The organism is Amycolatopsis sp. A1MSW2902, from assembly GCF_017312175.1.
Lineage (GTDB): Bacteria > Actinomycetota > Actinomycetes > Mycobacteriales > Pseudonocardiaceae > Amycolatopsis > Amycolatopsis nivea.
Genome location: NZ_QJPO01000001.1, coordinates 7,494,647 through 7,508,724 on the forward strand (window position 1 = coordinate 7,494,647; position 14,078 = coordinate 7,508,724).

At 67.2% G+C, this 14,078-nt stretch carries 17 protein-coding genes and 1 tRNA gene; 13 read left to right on the top strand and 5 right to left on the bottom strand.

Annotated elements, in window-relative coordinates; translation table 11 throughout:
• Window positions 1–15 precede the first annotated feature (15 nt).
• Entirely contained in the window at window positions 16–141 is a 126-nt protein-coding gene (locus tag DMP23_RS34895) for a hypothetical protein (protein ID WP_276323719.1), read from the top strand.
• Window positions 142–244: 103 nt separating this feature from the next.
• Complete coding sequence (locus DMP23_RS34900) at window positions 245–886, top strand: VanZ family protein (protein WP_337823596.1); 642 nt, start codon at window positions 245–247, stop codon at window positions 884–886.
• A gap of 183 nt (window positions 887–1,069) precedes the next feature.
• On the opposite strand, the gene DMP23_RS34905 is transcribed toward DMP23_RS34900, so the two are convergent.
• Complete coding sequence (locus DMP23_RS34905; protein ID WP_337823597.1) at window positions 1,070–1,708, bottom strand: class I SAM-dependent methyltransferase; 639 nt, start codon at window positions 1,706–1,708, stop codon at window positions 1,070–1,072.
• 29 nt (window positions 1,709–1,737) lie between these two features.
• Between DMP23_RS34905 and mug the strand changes: the two genes are divergently transcribed.
• From mug to DMP23_RS34925, 4 genes are all read left to right on the top strand, one after another.
• Window positions 1,738–2,316: a G/U mismatch-specific DNA glycosylase gene (mug, locus tag DMP23_RS34910; protein ID WP_337823598.1), complete on the top strand. Its 579-nt coding sequence runs from the start codon at window positions 1,738–1,740 to the stop codon at window positions 2,314–2,316.
• Between the two features lie 246 nt (window positions 2,317–2,562).
• Window positions 2,563–3,351, top strand: coding sequence for a response regulator transcription factor (locus DMP23_RS34915; RefSeq protein ID WP_051728643.1), 789 nt, complete (start codon window positions 2,563–2,565; stop codon window positions 3,349–3,351).
• A 159-nt stretch (window positions 3,352–3,510) separates the two neighbouring features.
• Entirely contained in the window at window positions 3,511–5,355 is a 1,845-nt protein-coding gene (locus DMP23_RS34920; protein ID WP_134727712.1) for an acyl-CoA dehydrogenase, read from the top strand.
• Between the two features lie 158 nt (window positions 5,356–5,513).
• Complete coding sequence (locus tag DMP23_RS34925; protein ID WP_037808945.1) at window positions 5,514–5,789, top strand: GlsB/YeaQ/YmgE family stress response membrane protein; 276 nt, start codon at window positions 5,514–5,516, stop codon at window positions 5,787–5,789.
• A 1-nt stretch (window position 5,790) separates the two neighbouring features.
• Here the strand turns inward: DMP23_RS34925 and DMP23_RS34930 are convergent, their stop codons facing one another.
• Window positions 5,791–6,321, bottom strand: a complete 531-nt coding sequence (locus DMP23_RS34930) for a GNAT family N-acetyltransferase (RefSeq protein ID WP_337823599.1) — start codon at window positions 6,319–6,321, stop codon at window positions 5,791–5,793.
• Window positions 6,322–6,333: 12 nt separating this feature from the next.
• Window positions 6,334–6,711 (bottom strand): nitroreductase family deazaflavin-dependent oxidoreductase, encoded by a 378-nt coding sequence (locus DMP23_RS34935; protein WP_337823600.1) that lies wholly within the window; start codon window positions 6,709–6,711, stop codon window positions 6,334–6,336.
• Between the two features lie 114 nt (window positions 6,712–6,825).
• Here DMP23_RS34935 and DMP23_RS34940 point away from each other — a divergent pair, with 114 nt between their 5' ends.
• The 5 genes from DMP23_RS34940 to DMP23_RS34960 all read left to right on the top strand — a co-directional run bounded on the left by DMP23_RS34940 (window position 6,826) and on the right by DMP23_RS34960 (window position 10,531).
• The gene (locus DMP23_RS34940; RefSeq protein ID WP_337823601.1) at window positions 6,826–7,494 is read left to right on the top strand and encodes a hypothetical protein; all 669 of its coding nucleotides are present in this window, start codon (window positions 6,826–6,828) and stop codon (window positions 7,492–7,494) included.
• Between the two features lie 2 nt (window positions 7,495–7,496).
• Entirely contained in the window at window positions 7,497–8,147 is a 651-nt protein-coding gene (locus DMP23_RS34945; RefSeq protein WP_337823602.1) for a hypothetical protein, read from the top strand.
• Between the two features lie 128 nt (window positions 8,148–8,275).
• Window positions 8,276–9,658 carry an amino acid permease gene (locus DMP23_RS34950; protein WP_037808936.1) on the top strand — a complete coding sequence of 461 codons (1,383 nt, stop codon included), beginning with the start codon at window positions 8,276–8,278 and terminating at the stop codon, window positions 9,656–9,658.
• A gap of 208 nt (window positions 9,659–9,866) precedes the next feature.
• Window positions 9,867–10,121, top strand: a complete 255-nt coding sequence (locus tag DMP23_RS34955) for a hypothetical protein (RefSeq protein WP_078870279.1) — start codon at window positions 9,867–9,869, stop codon at window positions 10,119–10,121.
• Window positions 10,118–10,531: a type II toxin-antitoxin system VapC family toxin gene (locus DMP23_RS34960; RefSeq protein WP_337823603.1), complete on the top strand. Its 414-nt coding sequence runs from the start codon at window positions 10,118–10,120 to the stop codon at window positions 10,529–10,531. Before DMP23_RS34955 ends, DMP23_RS34960 begins: the two co-directional genes overlap by 4 nt.
• Before the next feature lie 334 nt (window positions 10,532–10,865).
• On the opposite strand, the gene DMP23_RS34965 is transcribed toward DMP23_RS34960, so the two are convergent.
• A tRNA-Gly gene (locus DMP23_RS34965) sits at window positions 10,866–10,936 on the bottom strand.
• Window positions 10,937–11,051: 115 nt separating this feature from the next.
• Here DMP23_RS34965 and DMP23_RS34970 point away from each other — a divergent pair.
• Both DMP23_RS34970 and dcd read left to right on the top strand, forming a co-directional pair.
• Entirely contained in the window at window positions 11,052–12,260 is a 1,209-nt protein-coding gene (locus DMP23_RS34970; protein WP_134727710.1) for an oxygenase MpaB family protein, read from the top strand.
• The gene (dcd, locus tag DMP23_RS34975) at window positions 12,247–12,828 is read left to right on the top strand and encodes a dCTP deaminase (protein ID WP_037354328.1); all 582 of its coding nucleotides are present in this window, start codon (window positions 12,247–12,249) and stop codon (window positions 12,826–12,828) included. The genes DMP23_RS34970 and dcd overlap by 14 nt, the downstream gene beginning before the upstream one ends.
• Here the strand turns inward: dcd and DMP23_RS34980 are convergent.
• The gene (locus DMP23_RS34980) at window positions 12,825–14,021 is read right to left on the bottom strand and encodes an FAD-dependent oxidoreductase (RefSeq protein WP_337823604.1); all 1,197 of its coding nucleotides are present in this window, start codon (window positions 14,019–14,021) and stop codon (window positions 12,825–12,827) included. The two genes, dcd and DMP23_RS34980, sit on opposite strands and share 4 nt — an antisense overlap.
• Between the last annotated feature and the right edge of the window lie 57 nt (window positions 14,022–14,078).

The following is a 14,078-nucleotide window of genomic DNA, read 5'->3' on the forward strand; positions in this document are numbered from 1 at the left end:
GCCGAGGGGGACAAAATGGAACTGCAGCTCGTCGTGCTGACGCTCGCCGTTGTGCTCTTGCTGATCGCCGGCACCGTCTTCGCGGCCTGGCGCTCGGAGCGGGTGGACCAGGACGACGAGCCGCCTTCGGGCGAGCGCTGACCGATCGGTCGGCGCGCACTCGGCCATCTGGCCGATCCGTGGTCCAGACCCTCCGGCTCTTCGACCGAAGTGCCGCGGCGGCAAGATCAATAGCGTTCTCGGTATGACGAACGCACAGGTCACCGCCCTGCAGTACGGGTTCATCGGGTTCCTCGCGGTATGGGCGACGATCCTGGTCCCGCAGCTCGTGCTCCAGTTCGCGCGCCACGGCCGCCTGCGGTTGCGCGGCCTGGCGACCACAGCGGCGGTCGTGTTCTACGCGTGCATGGCGCTGGCGGTCGTCTTCCTGCCGCTGCCCGGTCCGCACAGCAGGCGGCTCGAGCAGACGGTGCAGCTGGAGCCGTTCCAGTGGATCGCGGACATCCACACCGAGCTGGTGAAACACGGTCTGTCGGCGGCGGACTGGTTCACCACGCAGACGTTCCAGCAGGCCGCGATGAACGTGCTGTTGTTCGTCCCGCTCGGCTTCTTCGCCCGGGTGCTGTGGCGCCGCGGCCTGGTCGGCGCGCTGGCGATCGGTTTCGCGGCCTCACTGGCCGTCGAGATCACCCAGCTCACCGCGAACTTCGGGACCGCGCCGTTCGTCTACCGGATTTTCGACGTCGACGACCTCATGACCAACACCTTCGGCTCCGGTCTCGGCTGGCTGGCCGGCGCGCTGCTGCTCGCACTCCGGCCGATCTCTTCAACCCTCCGCGTGGAGCCTGCCCGGAGCGAGCGGATCGACCTCGCCGAGACGCGCTAACCGGGCTCGTCTCGCGATCGCGGCTTGGCGCGCGGCGCGGCGGTCTTCCAGGATCACGATCAACGAGGCGATGGCGATGATCAGTGCTACCAGGCCGAGCACTAGCCACAGTTGCATGTGCTCTCCTCATCGACGCCGTTGTGCGAGAGATCACACAGGCTACCGAGCCCGGCGCCGGGTTGGCTACCCCGCGTTCGAAGGTCGTGCGGAGAACCAATCCCGCTCAGCGGTGACCCAGCGCCCGAACTTCAGCCCGGCTTGTCCGAGCGCTGGTTCGAGAGGGAAGTTTTCGCAGGTGAAGGGCTGTTTCCAGGTTCGGTCGCCGAGGAAGTAGGCGACGGTGGCGGAGAGCCGGTCGCCGTCGCGGCGGACGTCTTCGAGGGCGATGCGCACGTCGCCCAGCTGCCCGCCCGAGCCGTCGGCGACCTGATCGAACCAGGCGGGCGGATGCCATTCGACCAGCAACTGCCCGTCCGGAGCCAGATGCCGCCGCGCCGCCGCCAGCAGCGCCTGTCGATCCGGCCCGTTGACCAGGTGGCTGCTGAGCACGACGACCGGGAACCGGCGGTCCAGCTGAAGCTCATCGATGCGCGCGCGGACGGTCTCCGCACCCGCGACGTGCGCGAGCATCTCCGCCGATTCGTCGACCGCGACCACCGGATGTCCGAGCGAGAGCAGCGGATGCGTCACGCGGCCTGTTCCACAGCCGAGCTCAAGCACCGCGGCACCCGCCGGGATCGCGCCGTGAATCACCTCCGGCTCGCCAGCGGCGGGCAGCTCCAGATACAGGTCGACCGGGCAGCCGTCAGGCGTCACGCTCATACCGTCCAGCTTGCCGGGAAACTGGACCCATGCCCGCCAAACCCACCAAGGCCGAACAAGCCGCCGCGCACGGGACCACCATCCCGGACGTCCTGGCCCCGAACTTGAACGTGCTGTTCTGCGGCATCAACCCCGGCCTCTACTCCGGCGCGCTCGGCCTGCACTTCGCTCGTCCCGGCAACCGCTTCTGGCCCGCGTTGCACGCCAGCGGGTTCACCCCGCGCCTGCTGGACCCGAGCGAACAGGACGAACTGCTCGCTCTCGGTCTCGGCATCACCAACGTCGTGGCCCGCACCACCGCCCGCGCCGACGAGCTGACCGACGACGAACTCCGCGAGGGCGGGCAGATCCTGACCGAGAAGGTCGAGAAGTACCGACCACGCTGGCTGGCAGTGGTGGGAATCACCGCCTACCGCGTCGCGTTCGGCGATCGGCGGGCCGCGGTCGGACCGCAAGACCGGACAATCGGGACGACTCGGGTGTGGTTGCTGCCCAATCCGAGCGGTCTGAACGCCCATTGGACCCCGAAAACGCTCGCCGGGGAGTTCGGTCGGCTGCGCGCACAGGCGGTCATCGGAGATTCACCCGAGCAGGTAAACCCTCAGTAGAGCTAACCCAGTCGGGCGGACCCGCGCTGCGCCGTTCCCCCGCATTTCCCGGCCGATTTTCTACTCAGAGTTTGCCGCGACCAGCCGTTACGGCCATGAGGGGGAAACCGCGTCACAAGCTGCTCTCGGCGGAGTCGAACCAGGGACAAGGTGTCGTTCCCGGCCGGTTCCGGCAGGGGGGACCGGCGGGCACGCCGAGGGGGCGTGCCGGTCACCGGGAGCGACCGAGATGGACGGAGGCCCGAGATGCGTGGCATCGAGCCCCACCGAACGCCCATGTCGGCCGGTCAGCCAGCCGGCGGTCGAAGCCTGGGAGTCGCGGTCGTCGACCCGATCCCGATTTTCCGCGAGGGCATCGCGGCGATGGTGCACCGCACGCTGGGCCTGCACTGGTCCGGCCAGGCGGCGAGCCATCACGCGGCGATGCAGTTGTGCGAGCAGGTCCGTCCGGACGTCGTGATCCTCGACTCCGCGCTGGACCCCAACTGCCATCTCGCGAAGCTGCTCAACGCGGGCGACCCGGCACTCGTGCTGGTCACCCTCGTGCGCGACACGAACCGCACCCAGCAGTACCTCGCCGCCGCCATCGGGGCGGGCGCGCACGCCATCGTTCCGCGTGCGGTCGATTCCCGGCGGCTCGCCGAGGCGGTCCGGCGCGCGCACCACGACCGGCGCTACATCGACCCGGCGCTGTCCGCGCTCACCGCGCGGCCCAAACGCGAGCCGTCGCCAAGAGCCGCTCCGGTCGACGGCCACCTCGTGCAGCCGAAGGGCGCCATGCCGCTGTCCCGGCGCGAGTACCAGGTGTTGCAGCTCGTCGCCGAAGGGCTGGAGAACTCGGGGATCGCGAAGCTGCTCTTCCTGTCCGTGGAAACCGTGCGGACCCACGTGAAGAGCATTCTGCGCAAGCTCTCCGCCCGCGACCGGACACACGCGGTGACCATCGCGTTCCGCAGCGGCATCCTGGTCCCCCAGCTCGACGACAGCGCCGGGCCGCCGGCCGTGCAGGAGGCCGTGGCGCGCGGCACGCGGTGAGCCCGGCCCCCTGGTCGACCCGTCATTCCGAGCGAATATCCACCCCCTGGAAGGGCGGATTCGCTTGCTCTGGTTACTGGTAGGTAATATCCTGATGTTACCGGCGAGTAAGGGAGCCAGTGCCCGGCCGGAAAGCCGAACACGACACGGAGTGACGACATGGGCCACTACAAGAGCAACGTCCGAGACCTGGAGTTCAACCTCTTCGAGGTACTCGGCGTGCAGGAACGGCTCGGGAAGGGCGTGCTCGCCGAATCGGACGAGGAAACCGCCCGCGGCGTGCTGTCGGAGCTGAACAACCTCGCCACCGGCCCGCTCGCCGAGTCCTACGCCGACGCGGACCGCAACCCGCCGGTGTACGACCCCAAGACGTTCAGCGTGACGATCCCCGACTCGTTCAAGAAGAGCTACAAGGCGCTCGTCGACGGCGAATGGTGGCGGCTCGGCCTCACCAACGAGCTGGGCGGCTTCGGCCTGCCCCCGACGGTGCAGTGGGCCGCGGCCGAGCTGATCCTCGGCGCGAACGCCCCGCTGTTCATGTACCTGGCGGGTCCGAACTTCGCCATGATCGTGGACAAGAACGGCACCGAAGAGCAGAAGCACTGGGCTCAGCTGATGATCGACCGCGGCTGGGGAGCCACCATGGTGCTCACCGAGCCGGACGCCGGTTCGGACGTCGGCGCCGGCCGCACCAAGGCGGTCAAGCAGGAGGACGGCTCCTGGCACATCGACGGCGTGAAGCGGTTCATCACCTCGGCCGAGAACGACATGGTCGAGAACATCATGCACCTGGTGCTGGCCCGTCCCGAGGGTCCCGGCATCGAGACCAAGCCGGGCACCAAGGGCCTGTCGCTGTTCCTGGTCCCGAAGTTCCACTTCGACTCCAAGACCGGCGAGCTGGGCGAGCGTAACGGCGCCTTCGTCACCAACATCGAGCACAAGATGGGCATCAAGGTGTCCACCACGTGCGAGCTGACCTTCGGACAGCACGGCACCCCGGCCAAGGGCTGGCTGCTCGGCGAGGTGCACGACGGCATCGCGCAGATGTTCCAGGTCATCGAGTACGCCCGGATGATGGTCGGCACGAAGGCGATCGCCACGCTGTCCACCGGTTACCTGAACGCGCTCGAGTACGCCAAGGAGCGCGTGCAGGGCGCTGACCTGCCGAACATGCTGAACAAGGCCGCGCCGCGCGTCACGATCACGCACCACCCCGACGTGCGTCGTTCGCTGATGCTGCAGAAGGCGTACGCCGAGGGCCTGCGCGCGATCTACCTGTACACCGCGTCGTTCCAGGACCAGCTGTGGACCGGCGAGGGCGACGAGGCCGCGCTGAAGCTGGCGCACGGCGTCAACGACCTGCTGCTGCCGATCGTCAAGGGCGTCGGCTCCGAGCGCGCCACCGAGCAGCTCGTGCAGTCGCTGCAGACGCTGGGCGGTTCCGGCTTCCTCCAGGACTACCCGATCGAGCAGTACATCCGCGACGCGAAGATCGACTCGCTGTACGAGGGCACCACGGCGATCCAGTCGCTGGACTTCTTCTTCCGCAAGATCGTCCGCGACAAGGGCCAGGCGCTCGCGTTCGTCGCGGGCGAGATCACCAAGTTCATCGAGTCCGAGGCGGGCAACGGCCGGCTCAAGAACGAGCGCGCGCTGCTCAAGCAGGCGCTCGAGGACACCCAGGGCATGCTGGGCTCGCTGATCGGCTACCTGACCTCGTCGCAGGAAGACCCGCAGAACATCAACAAGGTCGGCCAGCACACCGTGCGGCTGCTGATGTCGGTCGGCGACCTGCTGGTCGGCTGGAAGCTGCTGCAGGGTGCCGAGGTCGCGCTGGCCAAGCTCGACAACGGCGCGTCGGCCAAGGACAAGCCGTTCTACGAGGGCAAGCTGGCGGTGGCGTCGTTCTTCGCGAAGAGCGTGCTGCCGGAGCTGACCTCGCGCCGCGCCATCGTGGAGGCCGCGGACAACGCACTCATGGAGATCGACGAAGCCGCGTTCTGATCGCACTGGCTGGAAAAATGCCCCGCTCCGCACCCGGACCGGGGCATTTTTCGTGCTTCCGGTGGCGGTGGCCCCATGCGGGCGGTAAGCCGGGTTTGAACCCACGGGTTCCGGGCTAAACCGGTCGGGCCCGGTCCTCTCGGCAAAAGGAGTTCGGCATGGCGGTTTCCGGCATCATCAGCGCGGTCGTGATCGGCCTGATCCTCGGCCTGCTCGGCAAGCTGGTCGCACCTGGCAAACAATCCATCCCGATCTGGCTGACGATCATCGTCGGCATCGTGGCCGCGTTCGTCGGCACCGCGATCGCGCGCGGCATCGGCTACGCGGACACCAAGGGCATCGACTGGCTGGAAATCATCACCCAGGTCGTGCTCGCCGCGATCGGCGTGACGCTCGCCGCGAGCCTGTGGGGCAAGCGGCAGGTCAAGAGCTAGCTCAATCGTTCAGCTCCGGCTCGAGCAGGCTCATCAGATACATGTCGTGGTACTGGCCGTCGGGCCCGCGATGGCATTCGCGGTGCCTGCCGTCCTCCACGAACCCGACCTTGCGGTAGACGTGCCGGGCGCGCTCGTTCTCGGCGACCACCCAGAGCGCGATCAGGTGCAGCCGCATCACGTTGAACCCGTAGCGGCACATGAGTTTCAACGCCTCGGTGCCGTATCCGCCGTCCCAGTGGTCGGTCTCGCCGATGTAGATGTCCAACTCGGCGCGGCCGATCTCTGGGCTCGCGTCCCGCAGGTCGACGACGCCGATCAGCTTGCCCGCTTCGAGGGACTCGATGCCGAGCACGACGTTCTCGTACGTGTTCACCGGGCGGTCCTCGCCCCGTTTGCGCAACTGCGCGAGGGAACGCGGGTAATCGCCGGTCATGTACCGGCCGACCTCGGGGTCGTGGATCCAGCGGTAGATCGATTCGGCGTCCGACGGTTCGATCGCCCGGAGCCGGACCAGCTTCCCCGTGAGCATCCGCGCTCCCCCTCATTCTCGTTTCAGCACAAGGAAATCCGTGACGCCGACCAGTCCGAGGAACTGCCGCACCCCGGGCGGCATCGGCCGGCGCGATTCATCATGCACGAGTTCCGGATCACGCACGCGGTATTTACGGCCGCGCGTGATCACCTCCGCCTCGCCCGCGGCGCGGACGTTGCGGACCCAGTCCGCGTCCGGTCCGTAGGTGAGCGCGACGACGAATCCGTCGTCGGTGCGGAAGATGTTGAGCGGGGTGCTGAATTCGCGGCCGGACTTGCGGCCGCGGTGCACGAGCACCCCGAATCCGGGCAGTTTGTCGGCGAAGGGTTTCGTGACCCGGTTGGTGACCACGCGGTTGAACCGGGCGAGACGTTCGGGCAGCACCATGTCGTCCAGCCTAATCCAACGTATGTGGAATTTCCTGTCGGAGACGCGCTGTGCGCCTGCGCGAGCGGGTCTGGTGGGATGGGCCCGCACGTGGACACGAGGTGGGGAGCGGGCATGTCGCAAGACTGGCCGATGGGGCAGGAACCGCACGCGGCGGTGCTCGTCGCGCGAGGGCTGATCGAGCATCCGGAGCAGCTCGATCACGTGCTGCTCGACGACGAGGAAGGCTGGTTCGTCAGCGACGGCACGGAGTTCGGCGACGATCCGGAGCTGGACGAGGAGCAGTTCGCCACGATGTGCCTGCACGACGTCGTGGAGCTGATGCCGCAGCTGTCGGCGCTGGGGAAGCTGCCTGCCGGGATGGGCGCGGAGTGGGACGCAGGCAACGCGTCCTGGGTGCTGATCTCGCCGCTCGTGCCGAGCGATGACGACGAGGCCCGCGCGTACCGGGAGGCGCGCGCCGCCGCTTGGCCGCACGCCGGGTCGCCAATGGACGAGGTGAACCTCAGCCTGGGGCTGATGGAGATCAGCGCCGCGGCGGACGCACCCGCGCGCAACGTGCGGTACGTCAGCCGGGAAGAAGACGGCACGTGGATGTTCGTCGGCTTCGAGGTGCCGGATCCCGACGAGCAGACCGACGTCGAGGTTGACACCCTGGAGCTCGGGCACGTGGCGCAGCTGTACCCGGAGGTGGTCGAACTGCTGGACGCGGAACCGGGCGAGGTGTTCTTCCGCGAGGCTCCGGATGCCGAGTGGCTGCACGTAATCGACGACGGGGAGTGAACATGTCCGAGCAATGGCCGCTGCGACAGGACCCGGAATCCCCGGTGATCATCGCGCACGACCTGGTGGATCACCCGGAAAAACTGGCTTTCGTCGTCCTCGACGATGACGACGACTGGTTCATCAGCGACGGTGCCGAGTTCGAAGAGGACATGGAGGTCAACCGCCAGCTGTTCGGCGCGACGACCCTGCGCGCGGCGGCGACCCTGCTGCCGCACCTGGTCGCGCTGGCCGACGTGCCGCCCGGGATGGCCGCGGACTGGGACCCGGACCGCCGCACCTGGCTGCTCAGCTCGGTGTCGGATTCTGATGACCTCGACGAGGATCTCGTGCACCAGGAGGCCCGGATCGCCGCCTGGACGCACCCCGGTTCGCCGCTGGAAGAGGTTCAGCTGAGCACCGGCCTGACCGAAATCGGCACGACCGCCGACGCGCCGGCGCGGGCAGTCCGCCAGGTCGTCCGCGAGCAGGACGGCACATGGCTGTTCGTCGGCTTCGAGGTCCCGGAAGCGGAGGATTTCGAGGTGGAGGGCCTGGAACTGGAACACGTCGTGCAGCTGTACCCGGACGTCGTGCCGGCCTTGCTCGCCGCGCCGGGCCAGGTGTTCGACCGGGCGGAGCCGGGCGCGCCGTGGGAATTGGTGGAAGGCTGACGTCCTTTGTGGACTGTCTGAAATCGCAGACGCTTTCCGGTAGTCGTTGGTTGGGCGGTCCGGGCCGGATCAGTTCTACTGTGCCGACCCGCTCGCGCGCGGGCCACTGATTTCGGGAGGTTCCGTCGATGACGACGAAGTCCGGGGATGGTTTGAGCCGCCGGTTGAACGGCAGGCACATCCGGTTCATCGCCCTAGGTTCGGCGATCGGCACCGGATTGTTCTACGGCTCCTCGGACACGATCGCCAAGGCCGGACCGTCGGTGCTGCTCGCGTATCTCATTGGCGGCGCGGCGATTTTCTTCGTGCTGCGCGCTTTGGGCGAAATGGCCGTCAACGACCCCGCGCCCGGTTCTTTCGGCGAGTATGCGCGGAAGCACCTGGGCCCGCTGGCAGGTTTCCTGACCGGCTGGACCTACGCGTTCGAGATGGTGATCGTTTGCGTCGCCGATGTCACGGCTTTGGCTGTGTACATGGGATTCTGGTTCCCCGATGTGCCGCGCTGGATCTGGGTTGTGCTGACGATCCTGGTCATCGCCGCCGCGAACCTGGTGAGCGTACGGGTTTACGGTGAACTGGAGTTCTGGTTCACGCTGGTCAAGGTAGTCGCCATCGTAGCGATGATCCTCGGCGGCGCGGCAATCCTGATCTTCGGCCTGGGTTCGAGTTCCGGCAGCGTAACCAACCTCTGGTCCCACGGCGGCTGGTTCCCCAATGGGGTAAGCGGTTTCATCGCTTCGTTCGCCTTGGTGATGTTCGCCTTCGGCGGCACGGAGATTTTGGGCCTCACTGCTGCCGAATCCGAAGACCCGCGCACCGCCATGCCGAAGGCGGTCAATACGGTCCCCGTCCGGGTTTTGCTTTTCTACGTGGCGACCCTGGCGATCATCATGATGCTGAACCCGTGGAACACGATCAGCACTTCCGGAAGCCCCTTCGTCCAAATCTTCGCCGGTCTGGGATTGCACTCCGCCGCAACGGTTTTGAACATCGTCGTGGTGACCGCGGCGTTGTCCGCGATCAACAGCGACATCTTCGGTGCCGGCCGGATGATCTATGGCCTGGCTCGACGCGGCCAGGCTCCTGCTGTGATGGCCCGGGTTACGCGTAATGGCATCCCGTGGATGACTGTCCTGGTCGTTGCTGCTGCGCTGAGTTTGGCTGTCGTCTTGAACTATCTGTTGCCGGACAGTGCTTTCCTGCTGATCGCTTCGGTGGGCACCTTTGCGACGGTGTGGGTTTGGTTCATGATCCTGCTAACGCACTACCGTTCACGGCGTCGCTCGTCTGCCGCTGATCTGGAGTTCCCGGTGCCGTTTTGGCCGGTGGGCCAGGTTTTGACGATGGTGTTCATGGTGTTCATCTTCGTGGTGATGGCGTTCGCCGAGGACACCCGCCTGGCGCTGCTCGTCGGGGTGGTGTGGCTGGCGGTGCTGTGCGGGCTGTTTTGGTTCCACCGCAGGGCAACGCCGTCGGAGCCGAAGGAAGACGCGATGTCCGAGGCCGGATAACGCGAGCACCGTCAAGTCGGGCGGGTGGTGTCGTAACCAGCCAGTAGGGCAACGCTTACAGGGCCCTGACCGTGATCCTCGCCCTGGCCTCCGACCTGGGGCCGAGCCTCTTCCGGTCGATGCGTAGAGCTGCTCAAGTGCACCCGCAGTAGCGATTGCGTACTTCGCGTTCGTCGGAATTGTGTGTGGTTGCAGCTAGGATGGTGGCATGGCGACTAGCGAAGCCCCTGATCCGGGCGCTCCTCGTGAAGAGGCTCGACGCCTCCTCGAGGCGGTTCCCGACGAACGGGTATCCGCTGCGTTGGCGGCGCTTCGGCAACTGGCGGAGGTGCCACCAGACGCTGAACCGCCACGTCGTCGGTTTCGCACGGTAGGCGTGTTCGAAGGTGAACATGACCTCGGCCGGCGCGCCAAGGAAGTGGCCCGTCGAGAACTTGGCAGCGGATCGGGCAAATCGGCGTGATCCTGGTCGACACTGGAGTCGTGGTCGCCATGGGCAACCGGCGCGATGACGACCACGAACGCTGTACCGAACTCCTGGCTTCGACTCTAGAGCCACTGATCTTGCCCGAGCCGTTGCTTGTGGAAATTGGCTACATGCTTGGCTCGCGTGCCGGCGCTTCAGCGGAAGCCGATTTTCTTCGCGACGTCGCTGACGGCCTCTACACCGTCGAGTCCATGATGCTCGCCGATATCGCGCGGGCGGCCGACCTTGTGGAGAAGTACGCGGATCTCCCGTTGGGAACCGCCGATGCGTGCGTCATCGCACTGGCTGAGCGGCTCGGCATTACGCGGGTGGCAACCCTTGATACGCGTCATTTCTCGGTTGTCAGGCCAAGGCATATTTCGTCGTTCACCCTATTGCCTTCCTAGTGTCTTCGGCAGAGACAAGAAGGCCGCAGCGAAGACTGTGTCGGATAAGTCGTTCCGCCCCGTAGATCACTTCTTGAGAGGCTGCTCGTCTCAGATCGCGACTCCGACCCAGGGCAGGCTCGGCTCCGTGCAGATGCGCCACACGCCCGACTTTGATGAGGGCGAATGAGCGATACGAGTTGCGGCGCGGACGGTCTCCTCCGGATTGTTAGCGGAGGACTGCCTCGCTTGGTCGACGCTAGTCCGCGGGCTCGCACGCGAGAAGTGAAGAGCGCAGATAAAGTAAACCCCAGGTCTAAAGTAGACGACCACTGACCTGGGGCTTCTCTATGAGAGCGGATGACGGGAATCGAACCCGCGTATTCAGCTTGGGAAGCTGATGTTCTACCATTGAACTACATCCGCAGTGCTCCGCCAGCATACACAACCACGGCACCCCCATGTCCAGCGGGGCTACGCCTTGACGCTCCCCCGCCAAAGTGACAACACTTGTTGTCGACCCACGGTGCGGAGGTGCGCGATGGACGACCCCGAGATGTCTCCTGAGATGTTCCGGCAAGGCGGGTTCCGGCTGGCCGCCCGGAGCCGGGGCGCCACCGCCGACGAAGCGCAGCTCAAGCGGCTTCGCACCTTCGCGCAGCAGGAAGACGCCCTGGCCGACGCCGTCGTCGAGTGGCTGCACCGGGAGCCTCACCAGCAAAGCCGCGTCGACCAGGCGTTGGCGGGGGAACAGGTTCACCCGGAGTTGAAAGCCTTCATCGACCAGGTCGAGGCCACCCCGTACTGGGTCGACCAGCAAAGGCTCGTCCGCGGCGCGAAGGCCATCACCCGCGCCGGGCTGCTCGGGCTTTTCCCGCTTGGCGACATGTCGCTCATGGGCGGCTACCTGGCCTCACGCGCGACGAAATCCCTGGTCGGGACCGGGGAAATCGAGCACCGGGCACCGCGGCGGCTGGTGGAGACTGCGGCGTGGTGGATTGACGTCACGACTCCGGGCGCGCTCCAAAAGCACCGCACGGGGTATCAGGCCGCGCTCAAGATTCGGCTGGTGCACGCGCACGTCCGGCGCGCGATGAACAACCGGCCGGATTGGGATTACGAGCGGTGGGACCGGCCGGTCAATCAGGTCCAGACCGCGGGCACTCTCCTGCTCTTCTCGCTCGTCTACGTCTTCGGCACCCAGCTGCTCGGCCTCCGCTACACCGCCCGCGAGAAGGCCGACATCCTGCATCTTTGGCGCTACGTCGGCTGGCTGATGGGCGTCGCCGACGAGCTGCTGCCCGCCGATGAGGACGACGCCTGGCGGTTGCTCTGGATGCTCGCCGCCACCGAGTTCATCCCCGACGACGACTCCGTCCGGCTCGCCCGCGCCCTCGTCGACACGCACGCGGCGATCGGCGAGGGGCGCGGGGCGGCCGGGAAGGTGCTCGCGCAGGTAAACGTCGGTGTGCACTCCGCGATCAGCCGGCTCGTGCTCGGGCGGGACAACGCCGACTTTCTCGGGCTGCCGGACAACCCGGTCGCGCAGGCCGCGGTGCTCGCCGCCGCAGGGGTGAATTACGCGGCGGAGACCGTGCGGCAGCTGGTGCCCGGTGCGACTGCGCTGCAGGAAGCACTCGGCGCGTTCGGGCGGCGGCGGTACCTCAAGCGGATGGACGCGGTGTTCGGACGGAGGGGTGCCCCGGCCGCGCCTGCCCGCCCGATAGGCTGCATCCGTGCTGCTCAGTGACCGTGACCTCCGCAAAGAGCTCGACGCCGACCGCCTCGGCATCGACCCCTTCGACCCTGCCATGGTCCAGCCGTCCAGCATCGACGTCCGGCTCGACCGGTACTTCCGGGTCTTCGACAACAGCAAGTACACCCACATCGACCCGCAGCTGCAGCAGGACGAGCTGACCTCGCTGGTCGAAAAAGAGGGCGACGAGCCGTTCGTGCTGCACCCCGGCGAGTTCGTGCTCGGGTCCACGTTCGAGCAGGTCCGGCTCGCCGACGACCTCGCCGGACGGCTCGAGGGCAAATCCTCCCTTGGCCGCCTCGGGCTGCTCACCCACTCCACCGCGGGCTTCATCGACCCCGGCTTCTCCGGGCACATCACGCTCGAGCTGTCGAACGTCGCGAACCTGCCGATCACGCTGTGGCCCGGGATGAAAATCGGCCAGCTGTGCATTTTCCGGCTGTCCAGCTCGGCGGAATTCCCGTACGGCTCCAGCGAGGCCGGCTCCCGCTACCAGGGGCAGCGCGGGCCGACGCCGAGCCGCGCGTACAAGAACTTCCACCGCGTCGACACCTGGCGCTAAGCCGCCTTCACCGGGGCGGCCCAGTCGATCCGGTGCTCCCACATGAACCGGTTCGGGTCGTCGGTGGCCGGTTTGCGCATCGCGCGCGTGATGAAGAAGTCCCGGACCACCCGGCCGATCGGGCCCGGGGCTTTGGCGTCGCCGTTGCGTTTGCCTTGGGCCACAACGGCTTCCACCCGCTCGCGGCGCAACGCCTCGAAGGTGGTCAACGCGCCCGCCGGGTCGGGGACGTCGCGCAGGCACATCGCGAGCGTCACCGCGTCCTCGATCGCCATCGCCGCACCCTGACCGGCCGCCGGTGACGTCGCGTGCGCGGCGTCGCCGATGAGGCCGATCCGGCCGCGATGCCACACCGGGACCGTCGGGAAGTCGTACGTCGCCCACGGTTCGTAGATGTTTTCGCTGGCCTCGATGATCGCCGCGGCCGGAGTGCGGTCCGCGCGGACCAGGTCGAGCAGCCGCTTCCGCCAGCCGGGGCCGCGCATCGCGGCGAGGTCGGATTCGGTCGGTTCGCTGGCGTGCGGCACGTTCGCGAACCACCAGACCGCGCCGTCCGGGGCGAGTACGTGCGCGAAGAAGGCCTTGCGGCCGAACACCATGTGCATGATGCCGGGCTCGTCGTCGAGGTCGAGGCCGCGGGCGAAACCGCCGGTGTTGAGCAGCGGCACGTACCGCGGCGACGGGGCGGAGGGATCCAGGATCCGGCGGACTGTCGACCGCAGCCCGTCCGCGCCGATCAGCAGGTCGCCGTGGGTTTTCGTGCCGTCGGCGAAGACCGCGGCGACGCCGTCCGCCGACTGTTCGGCGTCGGTGAGCCGCTTGCCGAACTCCGTGCGCACGCCGCGTCTGACCGCTTCGTCGCGCAGCGCCACGTAGAGATCGGAGCGCAGGACGGTCTGGCTCACCGTGCCGTCCGGCAGCGGCCCGCCGAGCGGGAACTCGCTGAGCCGGCGGCCGTTGCCGAGCCCGAGGGTCATCCGCGGCGTGTCGAAACCCAGGTCTTTGACCAGCGGTTTCAGCCCTAATGGCGTCAGCGCGTCGAGGCCGTTCACGGCGAGCGTCAGGAACGCGCCGACCCCTTCCGCGCTGCGGTCATACGCCTCGTACAGGACCGGTTCGTGCCCCACCTCGTGCAGCGCGATCGCGGTGATCGCCCCCGCGATGCCCCCGCCCGCGATCAAGATCCGTGCCATGATTCGCCCCTTCGAATATCTTGGAAAGTAATTCGTTCTATCGAACTAAAGAGTCCG

Excerpts from the sequence above, each read along its gene's own strand:
- DMP23_RS34955 (WP_078870279.1), top strand. The coding sequence starts at position 9,867 with ATGGCGACTAGCGAAGCCCCTGATCCGGGCGCTCCTCGTGAAGAGGCT.
- DMP23_RS34980 (WP_337823604.1), bottom strand. The coding sequence starts at position 14,021 with ATGGCACGGATCTTGATCGCGGGCGGGGGCATCGCGGGGGCGATCACC.
- DMP23_RS34970 (WP_134727710.1), top strand. The coding sequence starts at position 11,052 with ATGGACGACCCCGAGATGTCTCCTGAGATGTTCCGGCAAGGCGGGTTC.
- DMP23_RS34905 (WP_337823597.1), bottom strand. The coding sequence starts at position 1,708 with ATGAGCGTGACGCCTGACGGCTGCCCGGTCGACCTGTATCTGGAGCTG.
- DMP23_RS34915 (WP_051728643.1), top strand. The coding sequence starts at position 2,563 with ATGCGTGGCATCGAGCCCCACCGAACGCCCATGTCGGCCGGTCAGCCA.
- mug (WP_337823598.1), top strand. The coding sequence starts at position 1,738 with ATGCCCGCCAAACCCACCAAGGCCGAACAAGCCGCCGCGCACGGGACC.
- DMP23_RS34900 (WP_337823596.1), top strand. The coding sequence starts at position 245 with ATGACGAACGCACAGGTCACCGCCCTGCAGTACGGGTTCATCGGGTTC.
- DMP23_RS34925 (WP_037808945.1), top strand. The coding sequence starts at position 5,514 with ATGGCGGTTTCCGGCATCATCAGCGCGGTCGTGATCGGCCTGATCCTC.
- DMP23_RS34895 (WP_276323719.1), top strand. The coding sequence starts at position 16 with ATGGAACTGCAGCTCGTCGTGCTGACGCTCGCCGTTGTGCTCTTGCTG.
- DMP23_RS34935 (WP_337823600.1), bottom strand. The coding sequence starts at position 6,711 with ATGGTGCTGCCCGAACGTCTCGCCCGGTTCAACCGCGTGGTCACCAAC.
- DMP23_RS34950 (WP_037808936.1), top strand. The coding sequence starts at position 8,276 with ATGACGACGAAGTCCGGGGATGGTTTGAGCCGCCGGTTGAACGGCAGG.
- DMP23_RS34945 (WP_337823602.1), top strand. The coding sequence starts at position 7,497 with ATGTCCGAGCAATGGCCGCTGCGACAGGACCCGGAATCCCCGGTGATC.
- DMP23_RS34940 (WP_337823601.1), top strand. The coding sequence starts at position 6,826 with ATGTCGCAAGACTGGCCGATGGGGCAGGAACCGCACGCGGCGGTGCTC.
- DMP23_RS34930 (WP_337823599.1), bottom strand. The coding sequence starts at position 6,321 with ATGCTCACGGGGAAGCTGGTCCGGCTCCGGGCGATCGAACCGTCGGAC.
- DMP23_RS34920 (WP_134727712.1), top strand. The coding sequence starts at position 3,511 with ATGGGCCACTACAAGAGCAACGTCCGAGACCTGGAGTTCAACCTCTTC.